This is a genomic window from Vicinamibacterales bacterium (assembly GCA_036496585.1).
Taxonomy (GTDB): domain Bacteria; phylum Acidobacteriota; class Vicinamibacteria; order Vicinamibacterales; family 2-12-FULL-66-21; genus JAICSD01.
Window position 1 is genome coordinate 145522 of record DASXLB010000050.1, and the last position, 14273, is coordinate 159794.

A 14273-nucleotide genomic window follows, 5' to 3' on the forward strand; every position below is an offset into this window, starting at 1 on the left:
ACGGCGAATCGGAGCAGGCCTGAGGGCCTGCGCTGCTGTGAGTCGGTTCCTCTGTGTGAATCCGTGCCTTTGTAGCGCGGGGCTTCAGCCCCGCCTCACGGCAGGTCTGAAGGCCTGCGCTACGGCGAACCGGAGCAGGCCTGAAGGCCTGCGCTACGGCGAACTGGAAATGCTCTAGTCCCCTTCGTCGGGCGCGGATTTACGAGAGGCGCGCAGCACCGACGTGATGATCGAGGGGGGAAATCCCTGCCGCATCAGGAACTGGAACGCGCGCGCGTACTCGACCTGGGTGGTGATCCGCGCGCCGCGCAGCTTCTTGCGTAGCGCCTCGCTGACCATCGCGCGCTCGTCGACGTCGCCAAACGCTTCGGCGAGCGCTTCCGCGGCGACGCCCTGATCGATGCCCATCTCCTGCAGCTCGCGGCGGATGCGCAGGCGGCCCCGCCCTTTCACCTTCATCGCCGTCCGCACGTAGGCCGCCGCCACCCGTGCGTCGTCCAGCGCGCGATTCTCGAGCAGCAGGGCGATGGCGCGATCGACGTCCGCCGGCGGGTGATCGCGCTCGAGCAGGCGGTGGCGGAGATCCTCGACGGACAGCTCACGACGGCCGAGCATGTGGAGGCCGTCGACGTATGCGGTGCGTTCGGGCATCGCGCGTGGGCCCGTCCGTGACCTGTGGCCGCGACGGCGCACTAACGTCCGCCGAAGCGTTCGATGGTCGGAATCGTTTTCGGTGGCGCCGCGGCCTGCTTCGCCGGTGCCGAAGGGACGGCCGGCGTCCCGGTCTTGGCGGCCATCTCCTCGCGAGACATGTCGGCGGTGGTCGAAATGCCAGCGACCTTCAGCTTGAAGTCGTCGACGTTCGAGGCCCAGCGCAGCGCCTCCTCGAGCAGCACCAGCTTCTGCGAGTAGAGGCCGAAGATGGCCTGGTCGAACGTCTGCATGCCGTACTGCGAGGTTCCCGAGGCAATCGCCCCGGCAATCATCGACGTCTTGTCCTTGTCGACGATGCAGTCGCGGATGAACGCGGTCGTCGTCATCACCTCGACGGCGGCGACCCGGCCCATGCCGTCGGCGCGCGGCAGCAGGCGCTGGGAGACGACGGCCTTCAGCACCGCCGCGAGTTGGATGCGCACCTGACGCTGCTGGTGCGGCTGGAACACGGCGACGATCCGGTTGATCGTCTCGGTCGCGTCGAGTGTATGGAGTGTCGAGAAGACGAGGTGGCCTGTTTCCGAGGCGTGCAGGGCGGTCTCGACGGTTTCGATGTCGCGCATCTCGCCGACCAGGATGACGTCCGGATCCTGCCGGAGCGCCGCGCGCAGCGCGTGCGCGAACGTCTTGGTGTCGACCGAGATCTCGCGCTGGTTGACGATCGATCGGTTGTCGCGGTGGAGGTACTCGATCGGATCCTCGACCGTCATCACATGTGCCTGGCGGGTCGCGTTGATGTAGTCGATCATCGCGGCCAGCGTCGTGCTCTTGCCGCTGCCGGTCGTGCCGGTGACCAGCACCAGGCCGCGCTCTTCCGACGCGATGCGCTTCAGCACCGGCGGCAGCGACAGCTCGTCGATGGTCTTGATGCGGGTCGGAATCACGCGCAGGACCAGGCCGACGGTGCCGCGCTGCTGGAAGATGTTGACCCGGAAACGGCCGAGGCCGTCGATGCTATAGGCGAGATCGACGTCCTGGTTCTGGCGGAACTTGTCGACCTGGTCGGGATTGAGAATCCCCTGCGCCATCGACTCCGTGTCGCTGCGATCGAGCCGCTTCTCCTCGGCGGCGACGACCAGCGTGCCGTTGACCCGCATCATCGGATAGCTGCCGACCTTCAGGTGCAGGTCGGACGCGCCGCTGGCGACCGCGGTCTGGAGAAGCTGATTGATGTCCATGTGGGGCGCCCCGGGGAGCGCCCCAATTCTAGCAGGGTTAGGCGCGCGCTGAACCGGCCGCGCCGACCGTTTCCCGGCGCGGCTCGCCGTCGTAGACGAACTCGAGCCAGCCGTGGCGATCTTCGGCCCGTCCGCTGACGATACCGAAGAACGCGTCCTGGATGGCGGCGGTGATCGGGCCGCGGCGGCCGCTGCCGATCGTGATCTTGTCGACCGACTTGATCGGCGTCACCTCGACGGCGGTGCCGACGAAGAACGCCTCGTCGGCGATGTAGAGCAGCTCGCGCGGCAGCATCTCTTCGCGCACCTTGAAGCCGAGATCCTCGGCGAGCGTGATGATCGAGTTGCGGGTGATGCCCGGCAGGATCGACGCGCTGAGCGGTGGCGTGTAGATGGTGTCGTTGCGCACCAGGAAAAGGTTCTGGCCGCTGCCTTCGCTGAGATAGCCGGCGGTGTCCAGTGCGATGCCTTCGCTGTAGCCTTCGAGCATCGCTTCCATCTTGATGAGCGTGGAGTTGGCGTAGTTCGCCGACGTCTTCGCCAGGGTCGGAAAGGTATTGGCGGCCGCGCGCGCCCAGGACGAAATCCTGACGTCGACGCCGTTGGCGATCGCGTCCTGTCCCAGGTACGCGCCCCAGTCCCAGAGCAGAATCGCGGCGTCGACCGGGCAGGGCAGCGGATTGACGCCGAGCGTGTGGTAGCCGCGGTACACGATCGGGCGGATGTAGCACGCCTTGTACTGGTTGGTCCGGATCGTCTCGAGCACCGCGCTGTGCAGCTCGTCGTAGCTCTGGCGCGGCTCCATCCGGTAGATCTTGCAGGAGGCGAACAGCCGTTCGAGGTGCGCGTCGAGGCGGAAGCAGGCCGAGCCGCGCTCGGTCTCGTAGCAGCGGGCACCCTCGAAAACGCCGCTCCCGTAGTGCACGACGTGCGAGCCGATGTGGATCTTCGCGTCGGCCCAGTCGACGAGCGAGCCGTTCATCCAGATCTTGCCGGTGCCGAAGGACATGCTGGTAACTCCTGAAGGGATCGTAGCATAGGGGTTCGGCGGGCTCCGCGGCCAATCGCGGATGGACTGGCTACTGCTTCTCGCCGCAGAAGGGGCAGCGGTCGGTGCGCGCGTGCAGCGGCTTGCGGCAGTGCCAGCAGAACCGCGCGCTGGGCGTCTCGCGGGCCCGAAGCCTCGTCTGGATGCTCTGGGGATCGTCCCGCCCGATGCGGCCGCCGCCGATCGGCCTCGCCATCGGTGCCGGCTGCGGCGTCCGCGACGCGCTGCGCGCCGCCAGTACGTCTTCGAGCAGCTCGGTCGCGCGCTGATAGCGACCGGTCGTCTCCGGCGTCAGCGCCTTCATCACGATGTCGCTGATCGCCTTGGGAATCGAGGGGTTGCGCAGCCGCGGCGGCGACACCAGCTCGCCGGACATCAGCTTGTCGAGGTCGGCCGGCGCCGGCGTGTCGTACGGGAGCATGCCGGTCAGCATCTGGTACATCGTCACGCCGACCGAATAGAGATCGGACGCGAAGACCGCCTTGCCGTGGAACTGTTCGGGCGCCATGTAGGGCGGGCTGCCAATGACGGTCGTGCCGTGCGCCGCGATCTCCAGGAAGCGCGACGTGCCGAAATCGGCGACCTTGAGCATGTCGTTGTCGCTGATCAGGACGTTGGCCGGCCGCAGATCGCGATGAATCACCCCCTGGCGGTGCGCGTGATCGACGGCGTTGCAGATCTGGCAGGTGAAGTCGAGCGCCCGCGTCAGGTCGAGCGCTCCCTTCGCCCCGATGATGTTCTCGAGGGTCTCGCCGGGGACGTATTCCATCACGATGAAGAAGATGCCGTCCTGCTTCTCGGCGGTCGTCACCGAGACGATGTTCGGGTGCGACACGGAAGCGAGCAGCCGTGGTTCGCGCAGCAGTTCGCCGAAATCGAGGCTCTGCCGGTGCGGGACCTTGATCGCGACGCGCTTGTCGATCCAGGTGTCGTTGGCGAGGTAGACCGTGCCGAACCCGCCGCTGCCAAGCGGCGCGATGATTTTGTACTTACCGAGCTGCTGGCCCTTGAACAGCAATGCGAGTGAGAGCGAGTATACGTCATGCTGTCGCGCTTCCTTGCGTCGATCGACGCCGAATCCGCCACCGCGCGCCTCGACGCCGAGGAGACGCGCCATCTGTCGCAGGTGCTGCGGATTGCGGTCGGCGACGAGGTCGCCGTGTTCGACGGCGCCGGACGGGAGTTCAGGGCGCGTGTCGAGCGGATCGGCCGCGACGGCGCGGCCGTGCGGCTGCTCGAGGCGTACGAACCCGTTTCCGAGCCCCTGGTCCGCGTCACGCTGGTGCAGGCCGCGTTGAAAGGCGAGCGGATGGACGAGGTCGTTCGCGACGCGACCATGATGGGGGTCGCGGCGATCGAGCCGATCGTCAGCGAGCATATGGCGGCGCATCTGAAGCCGGGCGGTGCGCCGGCGCGCTGGTCGCGGATCGCACTCGCCTCGGTCAAGCAGTGCCGGCGGGCCGTGGTGCCCCGGATCGGCAGTGGTGTGACGTTCGCCGACTGGCTCACGCGTGATGAATCCCGCCAGGCGGGGCTGCGGGTGCTGCTCGTCGAGCCGTCAGCCGGCGTGGAGGGGCATCCAGCCTCCGTCCTCCAAGGACAACGTCCGTCGGACGTCGCCGTTCTCGTTGGTCCGGAGGGTGGCTGGAGCGGGCGCGAGATCGAGGCGGCGGCCGGCGCGGGCTATGTGCCGGTGACGCTGGGTCGGCGCACGCTGCGCGCCGACGCCGTGCCGCTCGTCGCGCTCGGCGTCCTGCTGTATCTCTGGGGCGACCTGTAGTGAGTCTGAAGACTGGGGCTGATTGCGCCGGGTCTGAAGACCCGGCCTACATCATCGACGGAGCCTGAACCGGAAGACGTAGGCCGGACCTTCTGGTCCGGCACAGCGCGTCGCCGGAAGAAGACGTAGCCCGGACCTTCAGGTCCGGCGCAACATGAGCGACGCCCAATCGCCTTCCGACTGCTCGTCGATCACCGCCAGATCCCTGAACGCCGAGCGGACCACGACGGTATCCTGCGGGGCGAAGCCGCTGAGAATCAGATGCCCGCCGTCGAGCACCAGCCCGCGCAGCTCGTCTGCATAACGCACCAGCACCGCGCCCGTCAGGTTCGCCAGCACGATCCCGGCGCGCTCGATGCGCAGGCTCCCCAGATCGTCCTGAACGATGTCGATCGACGGGCCAGCGCCGTTGCGCGCGATGTTCTCGCGCGCGTTCTGTAGCGCATCGGGGTCGTTGTCGACGCCGACGACGTCGCCCGCGCCAAGCTTCCACGCGGCCAGCGCGAGCACGCCGGACCCGGTGCCCACGTCGAGCACGCGCGCACCGCGCAGGGGAGACGGCTCGCCCGCCCGCTCGGAGCCGGCCAGCCGCCGCAGCATCCGCAAGCACAGCCGGGTCGTCGCATGGTGCCCGGTGCCGAAGCCCATCGACGGCTCGATGATGATGACTGGCGTCGCCCCTTTGGGCACGTCCCACGGCGGGGCGATGACGAGGCCGCCCGCCTCGATCGCCCGCAGATCGTCCTGCGATCGACGCGCCCAGTCCTCGTCCGACACCTCTATCGCCACGGCGTTCAAGCCCTCGCGGTCGGCAATCGCCTGTCGCGCCTGATCGCGCATCGGGCCGGATCGAAAGAAGACACGGAGTCCCGCGTCCACGACCAGCAGCCCGAGCGGATCGAAGTCGTCGAGCAGCGCGCAGAGACGGTCGGACAGCGGTGAATCGGGGTCGTCGCAGGGGACGTCGAGCGCCGGATACTCAGCCAAAAATATCCTTGACCTTCTCGAAGAACGGCTTCTCTGCGCCGTCGGCGGCGTCCGGCTCGTACACTTCCTGCGGCAGCGTTTTCGCCAGCTCCTCGAGCAGCCGTTTCTGATCCTTCGTCAACTTCTTCGGCACCGCGACACGCGCGATGGCATACAGATCCCCATGCCCGCGCCCGGAGACGTTCGGCATGCCCTTGCCGCGCAGCTTGAAGCGAGCCCCCGCCTGCGTGCCGGCCGGAACCTTCAGCGATTCCTCTCCTTCGACGAGCGGCACCCGGAGATCGCCGCCGAGCGCAAGCACCGGGAAGCTCACCGGCAGTTCGCAGTAAAGATCGTCTCCCTCGCGATGGAAGAACGAGTGCTCCTGCACGTGCACGACGACATAGAGGTCGCCGGGCGGCCCGCCGGCCGCGCCGTGTTCTCCTTCGCCGTACAGGCGAAGGCGCTGGCCCGTCGCGATGCCGGCCGGAATCTTCGCGGTGAGCTTGCGCTCGCGCCCGACGCGGCCCGCGCCCCGGCACGCCTGGCAGGGGCGGCTGATCACGCGGCCGCTGCCCTGGCACGTCGAGCATGGACGCGCGACCGTGAGGAATCCCTGCTGGAAGCGCAGCTGGCCGGCTCCCTTGCAGTGCGGGCAGATCTCGGGCGCGCTCCCGGCCGCGGCCCCCGAGCCGCTGCACGTCTCGCACGTCTCCTCGCGCGGAATCAGGATCGTTGTCTCGGTGCCCGTGAACGACTCTTCGAACGAGATCTCGAGATCGTAGCGAAGGTCGGCCCCGCGCTGGGGGCCGCCGCGCCGGCGCCGGCCGCCGAAAAGATCGCCGAACCCGAAGATGTCGCCGAGGTTGCCGAAGATATCCTCGAACCCGGCGAACGCATTCGGATCGAATCCGCCGGCCGCGGCGCCACTGACACCGGCATGGCCGTAGCGGTCGTACAGCCCGCGCTTCTCCTTGTCGCAGAGCACCGCGTAGGCTTCAGCCGCTTCCTTGAAGCGCTCCTCGGCCTCGCCGCTGCCCGGATTGCGATCCGGGTGGTACTTGAGCGCCAGCTTCCGGTAGGCGCTCTTGAGCTGCTGGTCGGTGGCCCCACGTTCGACGCCGAGGACCTCGTAGTAGTCCCGCTTGCTCACCCTTTCGCCACCTTCACCATCGCCGGCCGGAGGAGGCGGTCACCGAGCATGTAGCCGCGGCGGAACTCCTCGATGACCTCGCCGTCGCGACGCCCGGCGGCCGGCTCGTAGGACACCGACTGGTGAAAATGCGGATCGAACTCCGCGCCAAGCGCATCGATCGGCTTCACGCCGCGCTTGCGCAACGTTTCCACCAGCTGCCGGTGGATCAGCTCGACTCCCTTGCGGATCCCTTCCACGCTGCCGCCGCTGTCGGCCTGTAGCGCGCGCTCCAGATCGTCGACGAGCGGCAACAGCTCGGTGAGCAGATCCGCGGCGGCTGCTTCCGAGAGCTGCACCCGCTCGCGATCGGTCCGCCTGCGGTAGTTGTCGAACTCGGCGGTCTTGCGCAGCAGGCGATCGTAGAACTCGTCGCGCTGCTGCTTCAGCTCGGCGACGCCGAGCGACGCATCGTCTTGGTCCGGCGGCGCCGTGGCGCTGGTCTGCCCGGAGTCTTCGTTCAGTTCGTCGGTCATGAGTTACGGGTTGTCGAAAACGCGGTTGATGGTACGCGACAGGCTGTCGACGACGTTGATCGCGCGCGAGTAGCGCATGCGGGTCGGCCCGATCACGCCGACCGCGCCGCGGCGCCTGCCGTCGGTATACGTCGAGGTTACCAGGCTGAAATGCTGCAGCTCCGGATCCTGGTGCTCCGAGCCGATGATGACCGTCAGGCTGCTGCCGTCCATGCAGGCGTCGATCAGCCGGATCAGGCGCGACTTCTCCTCGATCATCTGCACCAGCGATCGCAGCGTCGTCAGAGCGGTCTCGGGGTCCCCCGCCGTGACGAGGTCGAAGAGCAGCGCCGTTCCCTGCACGTAGATGGACGGCTCGCGCTGCATCCCCTCGAATGTCCGGCTCGCCAGGCGCAGCGCGCGCGCCTTCAATTGATCGTAGAGGTGGCGATCCTCGTTCACGCGGTCGACGATCGCCTGGCGGATGTCGCTGAGCGATCGCCCCTTGAACTCCGTGTTGAGGAAGTTCGCCGCCTGCTGGAGCTCGACGGCCGAGTACGCCTCCGGCGGTTCGATCACCTTGTGCGAGATGTGTCCGCCGTCGGAAATCAGCACGACGAGGACCTTGCCGCCGTCGAGGACGACGAAATCGAGGTGCTCGAACGTGGCCTCGGTCGCCGGCACCATCGCGAACGCGACCTGGTGCGAGGCGCGGGAGAGCTCCTGGGACACATGCGACAGCACGTCCTCGATGGTGCCGGCGCGGCGCAGGCGCTCCTCGACGTCGGGGGCGTGGCGCATCGACCGCCGCTCGGACAGCAGCTGATCCACATACGAGCGATAGCCGAGATCGGTCGGGACCCGTCCCGCCGACGTATGCGGCTGCCGCACGTACCCCAGCTCTTCCAGCCGGGCCAGCACGTTACGCAGGGTCGCCGACGACACGCCAAATCCGCGGTTGGCGAGCCACAGCGACGACACGGGTTCCCCCTGCTCGATGTAGGCCTGCACGAGCGCGCCGAGGATCCGCCTATCTCGTTCCGGTAGCTCAGGATGACGGCTCATACGTAACTTAGCAATCTGAGAATGCGACTGCTAATTATAGCACCAGGCGGCTCTTCCCGGAGGCCTCAGTGCAGCTCTGCTCGCGCCACGATCATCGCCGCGGCGTCGCGGGCATCTGCCGTAATCCCCGCAACCTCTTCATTTACAAGACGAAAGTCGTCCACCAGCACCTCGCCGTCGACGATAGTCGTCCGCACGTCCGTGCCCCGCGCGGCATAGACGAGCGTGGACCACGGGTTGCCGTCCGGCGCGAGGTGTGGCCGATCCCGCTCGACGAGGATCAGATCGGCGCGTTTGCCGAGTTCGATGGACCCGATCGAGTCCGATAGGCCAAGTGCCCGTGCCCCTTCGCGCGTGGCCATCCACAGCGCGTCACGCGCCTGGAGGGCGCCCGGATGCCGCCGCACGGCCTGGATTGTGGCCGCCAGACGCATCTCTTCGAACATGTCGAGACGGTTGTTGCACGCGGCGCCGTCGGCACCGAGCGAGACCGAGATGCCGCGCGCCCGCATCTCGGCGACCGGCGCGAGCCCCGAGCCGAGTTTCAGATTCGAGCTGGGGCAGTGCATGACCTTCACGTCGTGCTCGGCCAGTAGCGACTGTTCTCGCTCGCTGACCCAGACGCAGTGGGCGGTGCATAGAAGCGGCGTCGCGAGACCAGTGTCTGCGAGGTATTCCAGATTGGTCATGCCGCCCGACAGGCGCCGGACCACCTCGACCTCGTCCCGGTTCTCCGCCGCGTGCGTGTGGACGATGACCCGGTCGCGCGCCGAGAGATCGGCGACCGCCTCGAGCAGCGCGCGCGAGCAGGACACCGCAAATCGCGGCGCGAAGGCCGCCCGCAGCCGTCCGTTGCCGCGTCCGTCCCAGCGTGTGCGCAGCGCGACGCTCTCGTCGATCGACGCACGCGTCTGCTCCTGCAGCCGCGCCGGCACCTGCCGATCCGAGTCCATCATGCACTTGCCGACGACGGCTCGGAGTCCCATTCGCTCGAGCGCCTCGAAGACCACATCCGTGTCGTGCACCGTCTCCATCGTCAGCGCCGTGGTGGTGCCGGTGAGCAGCAGTTCCGCGGCGGCAAGGCGTGTCGACGCGCGCAGGGTCGGCGCCGTGTGCGCCGCCTCCATCGGCCAGACGCGCCGCTGCAGCCATTCGAGCAGCGGCAAGTCGTCGGCATAGCCGCGGAACAGCGTCTGGCACAGGTGCACGTGCGTCTGGATGAAGCCCGGCAGCAGATAGGCGCCGCCCGCGTTGATCACACGATCGTGCCAGTCCGCCGGTTCGGCGCCGACGCTCGCGATTCGCCCGTCGCGTATGGACACGGCCCCCTCGACGATATCGAGGGCGTCGTTCATGGTGACGATCGTCGCGTTGCGGAGAAGAAGCGAAGGGCACGAAGGAATACGAAGTATTCGAAGGAGACTAGCGACGCTCCTCCGCCTCCTGCGCGCTGATATCTCGCTCCGTCGGCCCCTTACGCTCCGTCCGCGCCGTCGGCTCCTTCGCCTCTGTCGGCCCCTTCGTGTCCTTCGCCGTCCTTCGTGTCCTTGGATGTGACGCCATCGACAGGGCCGTCACATCCCGACCATGACGGACCGCGATCAGTTCGCTGATGATGCTGACGGCGATCTCGGCGGGCGTGACCGCGCCGATGTCGAGCCCGATCGGGGCGTGCACGCGCGCCAGGCATTCGGGTGGCATGCCTTCGGCGTCGAGCGCGTCGAAGATGCGCGCCACCTTGGCCCGGCTGCCGATCAGCCCGAGGTAGCGCAGATCGCGGGCGGCGAGCGCGCGGAGGACTTCGAAATCGTGCGTGTGGCCGCGCGTCACCACCACCACAGAGGCCGCCGCGGACAGCTCGGCGACATGCAGCCAGGCGCCGATGTCGTCGACGACGATCGTGGCGGCGGCGGGGAAGCGCTCGGCGTTGGCGAATTTCTCGCGGTCGTCGATGACGTGGATGCGGAACCCTGCGTCGGCGGCGAAGCGCGCCAGGTGCCAGCCGACGTGGCCGGCGCCGATGATATAGAGGGGAGGCGCCGGGGCGATCGGATCGATATAGACCTCCATCTGGCCGCCGCAGATGAGGCCCGACTCCTCGACGAAGTCGTCGTTGAGGTCGTACTTCACCAGTTGCGGCGTGCCGCTGGCGATCGCGGCGCGCGCCTTGCCGGCGGCGTCGTTCTCGTAGCAGCCGCCGCCAATCGTGCCGACGGTGCGGCCGTCGGCGAAGACGAGCATCTTGGCGCCGGTCCGCTGCGGGGTCGAACCCGACGCGCGGACGATCGTCACCAGCGCCGCCGGCTCGCCGCGTTCGAGCGCCGCCGCCGCCGCCGGCAGGACCTCTTCGTTCATCGCTCTGCGATGTTCATCGAGCCTGCGCGTTCAAATCAGGACTTCGATCTTCGACTTCTTCTTGAGGCCGTCGATGAAGGCGTCCATGTGCTGCTGCTTCTTCTGGCCGTCGAGACCGGCCTTGATCTGCTGCGCGGCCTCGTCGTACGACACGACGCCAGCCGGCTTGCGGTCGATCACCTTGATGACGTGATAGCCGAACTGGGTCGTCACGACGTCGCTCAGCTGCCCAGGTTTCAACGCGAAGGCCGCGGCGTCGAATTCGGGCACCATCTGGCCGCGCGGGAACTCTCCGAGGTCTCCCTTGTTCGATGCGCTGCCGTCCTGCGAGTACTGCTCGGCCAGCTTGCCGAAGTCCGCGCCGGCGCGCGCCTTCTTCAGCACGTCGTCGATGGTCGCCCGGGCCTTCGCCTTCGTGGCGGCGTCGGCATTGGGCGCGACGCGGATGAGGATGTGCGCCGCGTGGACGCTCTCTCCCTGTTTGAACCGGTCGGGATTCTTCTGGTAGAAGTCTCTCGCTTCCGAGTCGCTCGGGCCGGGGATCGTCGCCACTTCCGAGTCGACGAGCTTGCTGACCGTCAGGTCGTTGCGCGCTTCCTTTTTCAGGTCGTCGACGGTCATCCCGCGGGTCTTCAGCGCGGCTTCGAAGGCCTGCTCGGTCTGGAAACGCCCGCGTACTTCCTGGATTTTCTGCCCGATCTCGTTCTCGTCGATCTTCAGGTTGCGCCCCTTGCTCTCCTGCGAGAGCAGCGTGTACACGATCAGGCGATCGAGCGCGTTGCGCAGGATCGCGTCGCGCTGATCCGGCGGCACCGGCTGGCCCGCCTGCATCTCGATGCCCTTGACCATCCGGTCGAAGTCGTCCTTGGTGATGTTTTCGCCGTTGACGCGTGCGACGACAGGCGGCAGCTGCTGCGGAACGGGCTTGGGCGGCACCGGGGCGGCCGGAGGGCCTGAAGGAGCGCCGGCTCCCGCGGGTGCCGCGGGCGTGGCGGCCGGGGGCGTCGCGACGCCGGAAGTCGCCTGCGCGGCCGGCCCTTTCTTGCACGCGCCGACGAACATCAGGCCGAGCACGGCACACGAGACGAGCTTGAATTTCACTGATACCTCAATGATTTGTGGGGATGTGACCGATCAATTCTAAATCAGAAGTAGTGGATCGGACAGGGTTCGGTGGGTTCGGTACCGGCCAGGAACGCCTCACGCAAGACCCTGGGGCATGCCGGCGTGGCGAGCTTCCCCGTGTCCTTGTCGATGTCGACGAACACGATGCCGTCGGCCGCGGCGAACGGCTCGCTGGGATGTCCCCCCAGCGCCCGGATCATGAACGTCGTCCAGATCGGCAGGGCGGCCTGGGCGCCGCTGAGCCCGATCGGCTGATTGTCGTCGAGCCCGACCCAGACGACCGTCAGCAGTTCCGGCGTGAAGCCGATGAACCAGGCGTCGCGGAGGTCGTTGGTCGTGCCGGTCTTGCCCGCGGCCTCGAGCGTGAACCCGGCGCTGCGTGCGCCCGCGGCTGTACCTTCGTCGAGGACGCTGCGCATCATATTGGTGACGAGAAAGGTCGTGTCGGGGCGCGCGATCGTCTTGGGCTGGGGCAGCTGGATCGGCAGGTCCTTGCCGTCGGCGACGATCCGCTCGAGCGCGCGGAGCGGGCGCGTGACGCCGCCGTTCTGGAAAATCGTGTAGGCGGTGGCCATCTCGAGCGGCGTCGCCTCGAACACGCCCAGCGCGATCGACGGATAGCCCTTCGGCGGCGTGCCGATGCCGAACTTCTTCCAGAGGGCGGCGACGTTGTCGAAGCCGATCGACTCGGCCACCTTGATCGTCGCGATGTTGCGCGAGTGGGCGAGCGCGTGGCGCAGCGTGATCGGCCCGTCGTACTCGTTCTGGTAGTTGCTGGGCGCCCACACCTGGTTGTTGAAGGTGAACTCGGTCGGCGAGTCGTCGACGATCGTGGCGGGCGTGATGTCGCCGCGTCCGTCCGCGAGCGCGCGCTCGAACGCGGCGAGGTAGACGAAGGGCTTGAAGGTCGAGCCCGGCTGGCGTTTCGCGGTGGTGGCGCGGTTGTACTGCGACTGGTTGTAGGAGCGGCCGCCGACCATGGCGAGAATCTCGCCGGTGCGCGGGTCGACCGCGATGAGCGCCGCCTGCGGCACGCGCGGCTTGCGCTTGCTGAGCAGTTTCTCGACGTTGGCGATGCCGTCGCTGACCGCGTCCTGCGCGATCCGCTGCAGGTGCAGATCGAGCGTCGAGTAGACGTCGACCGGTCCAGACGCCTTGGTCCGCTCCTGCATCTCCTGCGTCAGGTAGTCGACGAAGTACGGGGCCTCTGACTCAAGCGCGCGCGCCACCACCTGCACCGGCTCTTTCGACGCGCGGTCGGCGGCATCGGGGCTGATGAAGCCGGATTCGGACATCGCGCGCAGGACGACATTGCGGCGGTCCCTGGCGCGATCGGGATGCTGGAAGGGAGAGTAGTAGGGCGGCGACTGAATGACGCCGGCGATCGTTGCGGCCTCGACCAGTGTGAGATTGCTGACGTCCTTGCCGAAGAACAGCCGCGCCGCCTCTGGGACGCCGTGAATGCCGAACGAGCCGCGCTGGCCGAGATAGACGTCGTTGAGGTAGAGCTCGAGGATCTTGTCTTTCGGCAGCCGCCGCTCGAGCGCCAGCGACATCAGTTGCTCGGTAAACTTCCGCTTGAGGCCCGCGAGGCCGCCGCGCTCACGCGCCTTGTCGAGGCCCCACATCGAGGCGAGAAAGGTGTTGCGCACGAGCTGCTGGGTCAGCGTGCTGCCGCCGGTCAGATACTGCTTCCGGCCGAACAGGTTGGTGACCACGGCGCGCGTGGTGCCGATGAGGTCGACGCCGGGGTGCTCGTAGAAGCGGCGATCCTCGATCGCGATCACCGCCCGCGACATCTGCGACGGAATCGCGGTGATCGGCACGTCGCGGCGCTTCTCTCGTCCTTCGCTGACGAGCGCGGTCAGCAGCGGCGCGTCCATCGCGACTTCCTGGACGGCCTGCCGCTTCGAGACGGACTCGATGCCGGTGAGCGGCCCCGGCTTGCCCTTGCGATCGGGCGCTGCGAAGGCGAACCGCAGTGTCTGTCCGGCCCGATCGCCGCTGCGCGGGACGACCGCCAGCGCATCGCGCCCGATCGCGAACTCGCCCGGCTGCTCGGCGCGCGGCTTCTCCGCGTAGCCGAGATCGTTCAGCCTGTCGATCATCTCGCGCTGGGTGACACGCTGACCGCGGCGGACCGTCAACGGCCGCGCGAAAATGCGCGGGTCGGTCCGCTGGAACTCGCCGTGCATCCGCGCGTCGATCATGCGCGAGAACGAAAGGTAGTAGTGGACGACGACCGCGCCGAGCACCAGCGAAGGCACGATCACCGCCAGCGCGGCGTAGAACTTCCAGCCGCGCCGCCGCAGAAAGGCCAGGCGCGGTGTGGATGGCTTTTTCGCCGCGGGCTTCTTCGCGCGGACCGTGGGCACTCGGGGGACTGTGCCCCTGA

At 67.8% G+C, this 14273-nt stretch carries 13 protein-coding genes; 1 reads left to right on the top strand and 12 read right to left on the bottom strand.

The window, feature by feature from the left end; translation table 11 throughout:
• Positions 1-174 precede the first annotated feature (174 nt).
• The 4 genes from VGI12_16295 to VGI12_16310 form a co-directional block, all read right to left on the bottom strand.
• A complete protein-coding gene (locus VGI12_16295) occupies positions 175-651 on the bottom strand; it encodes a regulatory protein RecX (protein ID HEY2434238.1) in 477 nt (158 codons plus the stop codon).
• Positions 652-692: 41 nt separating this feature from the next.
• Positions 693-1892: a type IV pilus twitching motility protein PilT gene (locus VGI12_16300; GenBank protein HEY2434239.1), complete on the bottom strand. Its 1200-nt coding sequence runs from the start codon at positions 1890-1892 to the stop codon at positions 693-695.
• Positions 1893-1929: 37 nt separating this feature from the next.
• Entirely contained in the window at positions 1930-2901 is a 972-nt protein-coding gene (locus VGI12_16305) for a branched-chain amino acid transaminase (GenBank protein ID HEY2434240.1), read from the bottom strand.
• Between the two features lie 70 nt (positions 2902-2971).
• Entirely contained in the window at positions 2972-3958 is a 987-nt protein-coding gene (locus VGI12_16310) for a protein kinase (protein ID HEY2434241.1), read from the bottom strand.
• A gap of 24 nt (positions 3959-3982) precedes the next feature.
• On the opposite strand from VGI12_16310, the gene VGI12_16315 reads away from it, so the two are divergent.
• Positions 3983-4720, top strand: a complete 738-nt coding sequence (locus VGI12_16315; protein HEY2434242.1) for an RsmE family RNA methyltransferase — start codon at positions 3983-3985, stop codon at positions 4718-4720.
• A gap of 138 nt (positions 4721-4858) precedes the next feature.
• Here the strand turns inward: VGI12_16315 and VGI12_16320 are convergent, their stop codons facing one another.
• The 8 genes from VGI12_16320 to VGI12_16355 form a co-directional block, all read right to left on the bottom strand.
• Complete coding sequence (locus tag VGI12_16320; protein HEY2434243.1) at positions 4859-5707, bottom strand: 50S ribosomal protein L11 methyltransferase; 849 nt, start codon at positions 5705-5707, stop codon at positions 4859-4861.
• The gene (gene dnaJ / locus VGI12_16325; protein HEY2434244.1) at positions 5700-6839 is read right to left on the bottom strand and encodes a molecular chaperone DnaJ; all 1140 of its coding nucleotides are present in this window, start codon (positions 6837-6839) and stop codon (positions 5700-5702) included. The genes VGI12_16320 and dnaJ overlap by 8 nt, the downstream gene beginning before the upstream one ends.
• Positions 6836-7354: a nucleotide exchange factor GrpE gene (grpE, locus tag VGI12_16330; GenBank protein HEY2434245.1), complete on the bottom strand. Its 519-nt coding sequence runs from the start codon at positions 7352-7354 to the stop codon at positions 6836-6838. Before grpE ends, dnaJ begins: the two co-directional genes overlap by 4 nt.
• Before the next feature lie 3 nt (positions 7355-7357).
• Entirely contained in the window at positions 7358-8398 is a 1041-nt protein-coding gene (gene hrcA, locus VGI12_16335; protein HEY2434246.1) for a heat-inducible transcriptional repressor HrcA, read from the bottom strand.
• A 65-nt stretch (positions 8399-8463) separates the two neighbouring features.
• A complete protein-coding gene (locus tag VGI12_16340; protein ID HEY2434247.1) occupies positions 8464-9855 on the bottom strand; it encodes a 5'-deoxyadenosine deaminase in 1392 nt (463 codons plus the stop codon).
• On the bottom strand, positions 9821-10753 hold the full coding sequence (locus VGI12_16345; protein ID HEY2434248.1) for an XdhC/CoxI family protein: 933 nt from the start codon (positions 10751-10753) through the stop codon (positions 9821-9823). The genes VGI12_16340 and VGI12_16345 overlap by 35 nt, the downstream gene beginning before the upstream one ends.
• A gap of 30 nt (positions 10754-10783) precedes the next feature.
• On the bottom strand, positions 10784-11854 hold the full coding sequence (locus VGI12_16350) for a peptidylprolyl isomerase (GenBank protein ID HEY2434249.1): 1071 nt from the start codon (positions 11852-11854) through the stop codon (positions 10784-10786).
• 44 nt (positions 11855-11898) lie between these two features.
• Positions 11899-14253, bottom strand: a complete 2355-nt coding sequence (locus VGI12_16355; protein ID HEY2434250.1) for a PBP1A family penicillin-binding protein — start codon at positions 14251-14253, stop codon at positions 11899-11901.
• Positions 14254-14273 lie beyond the last annotated feature (20 nt).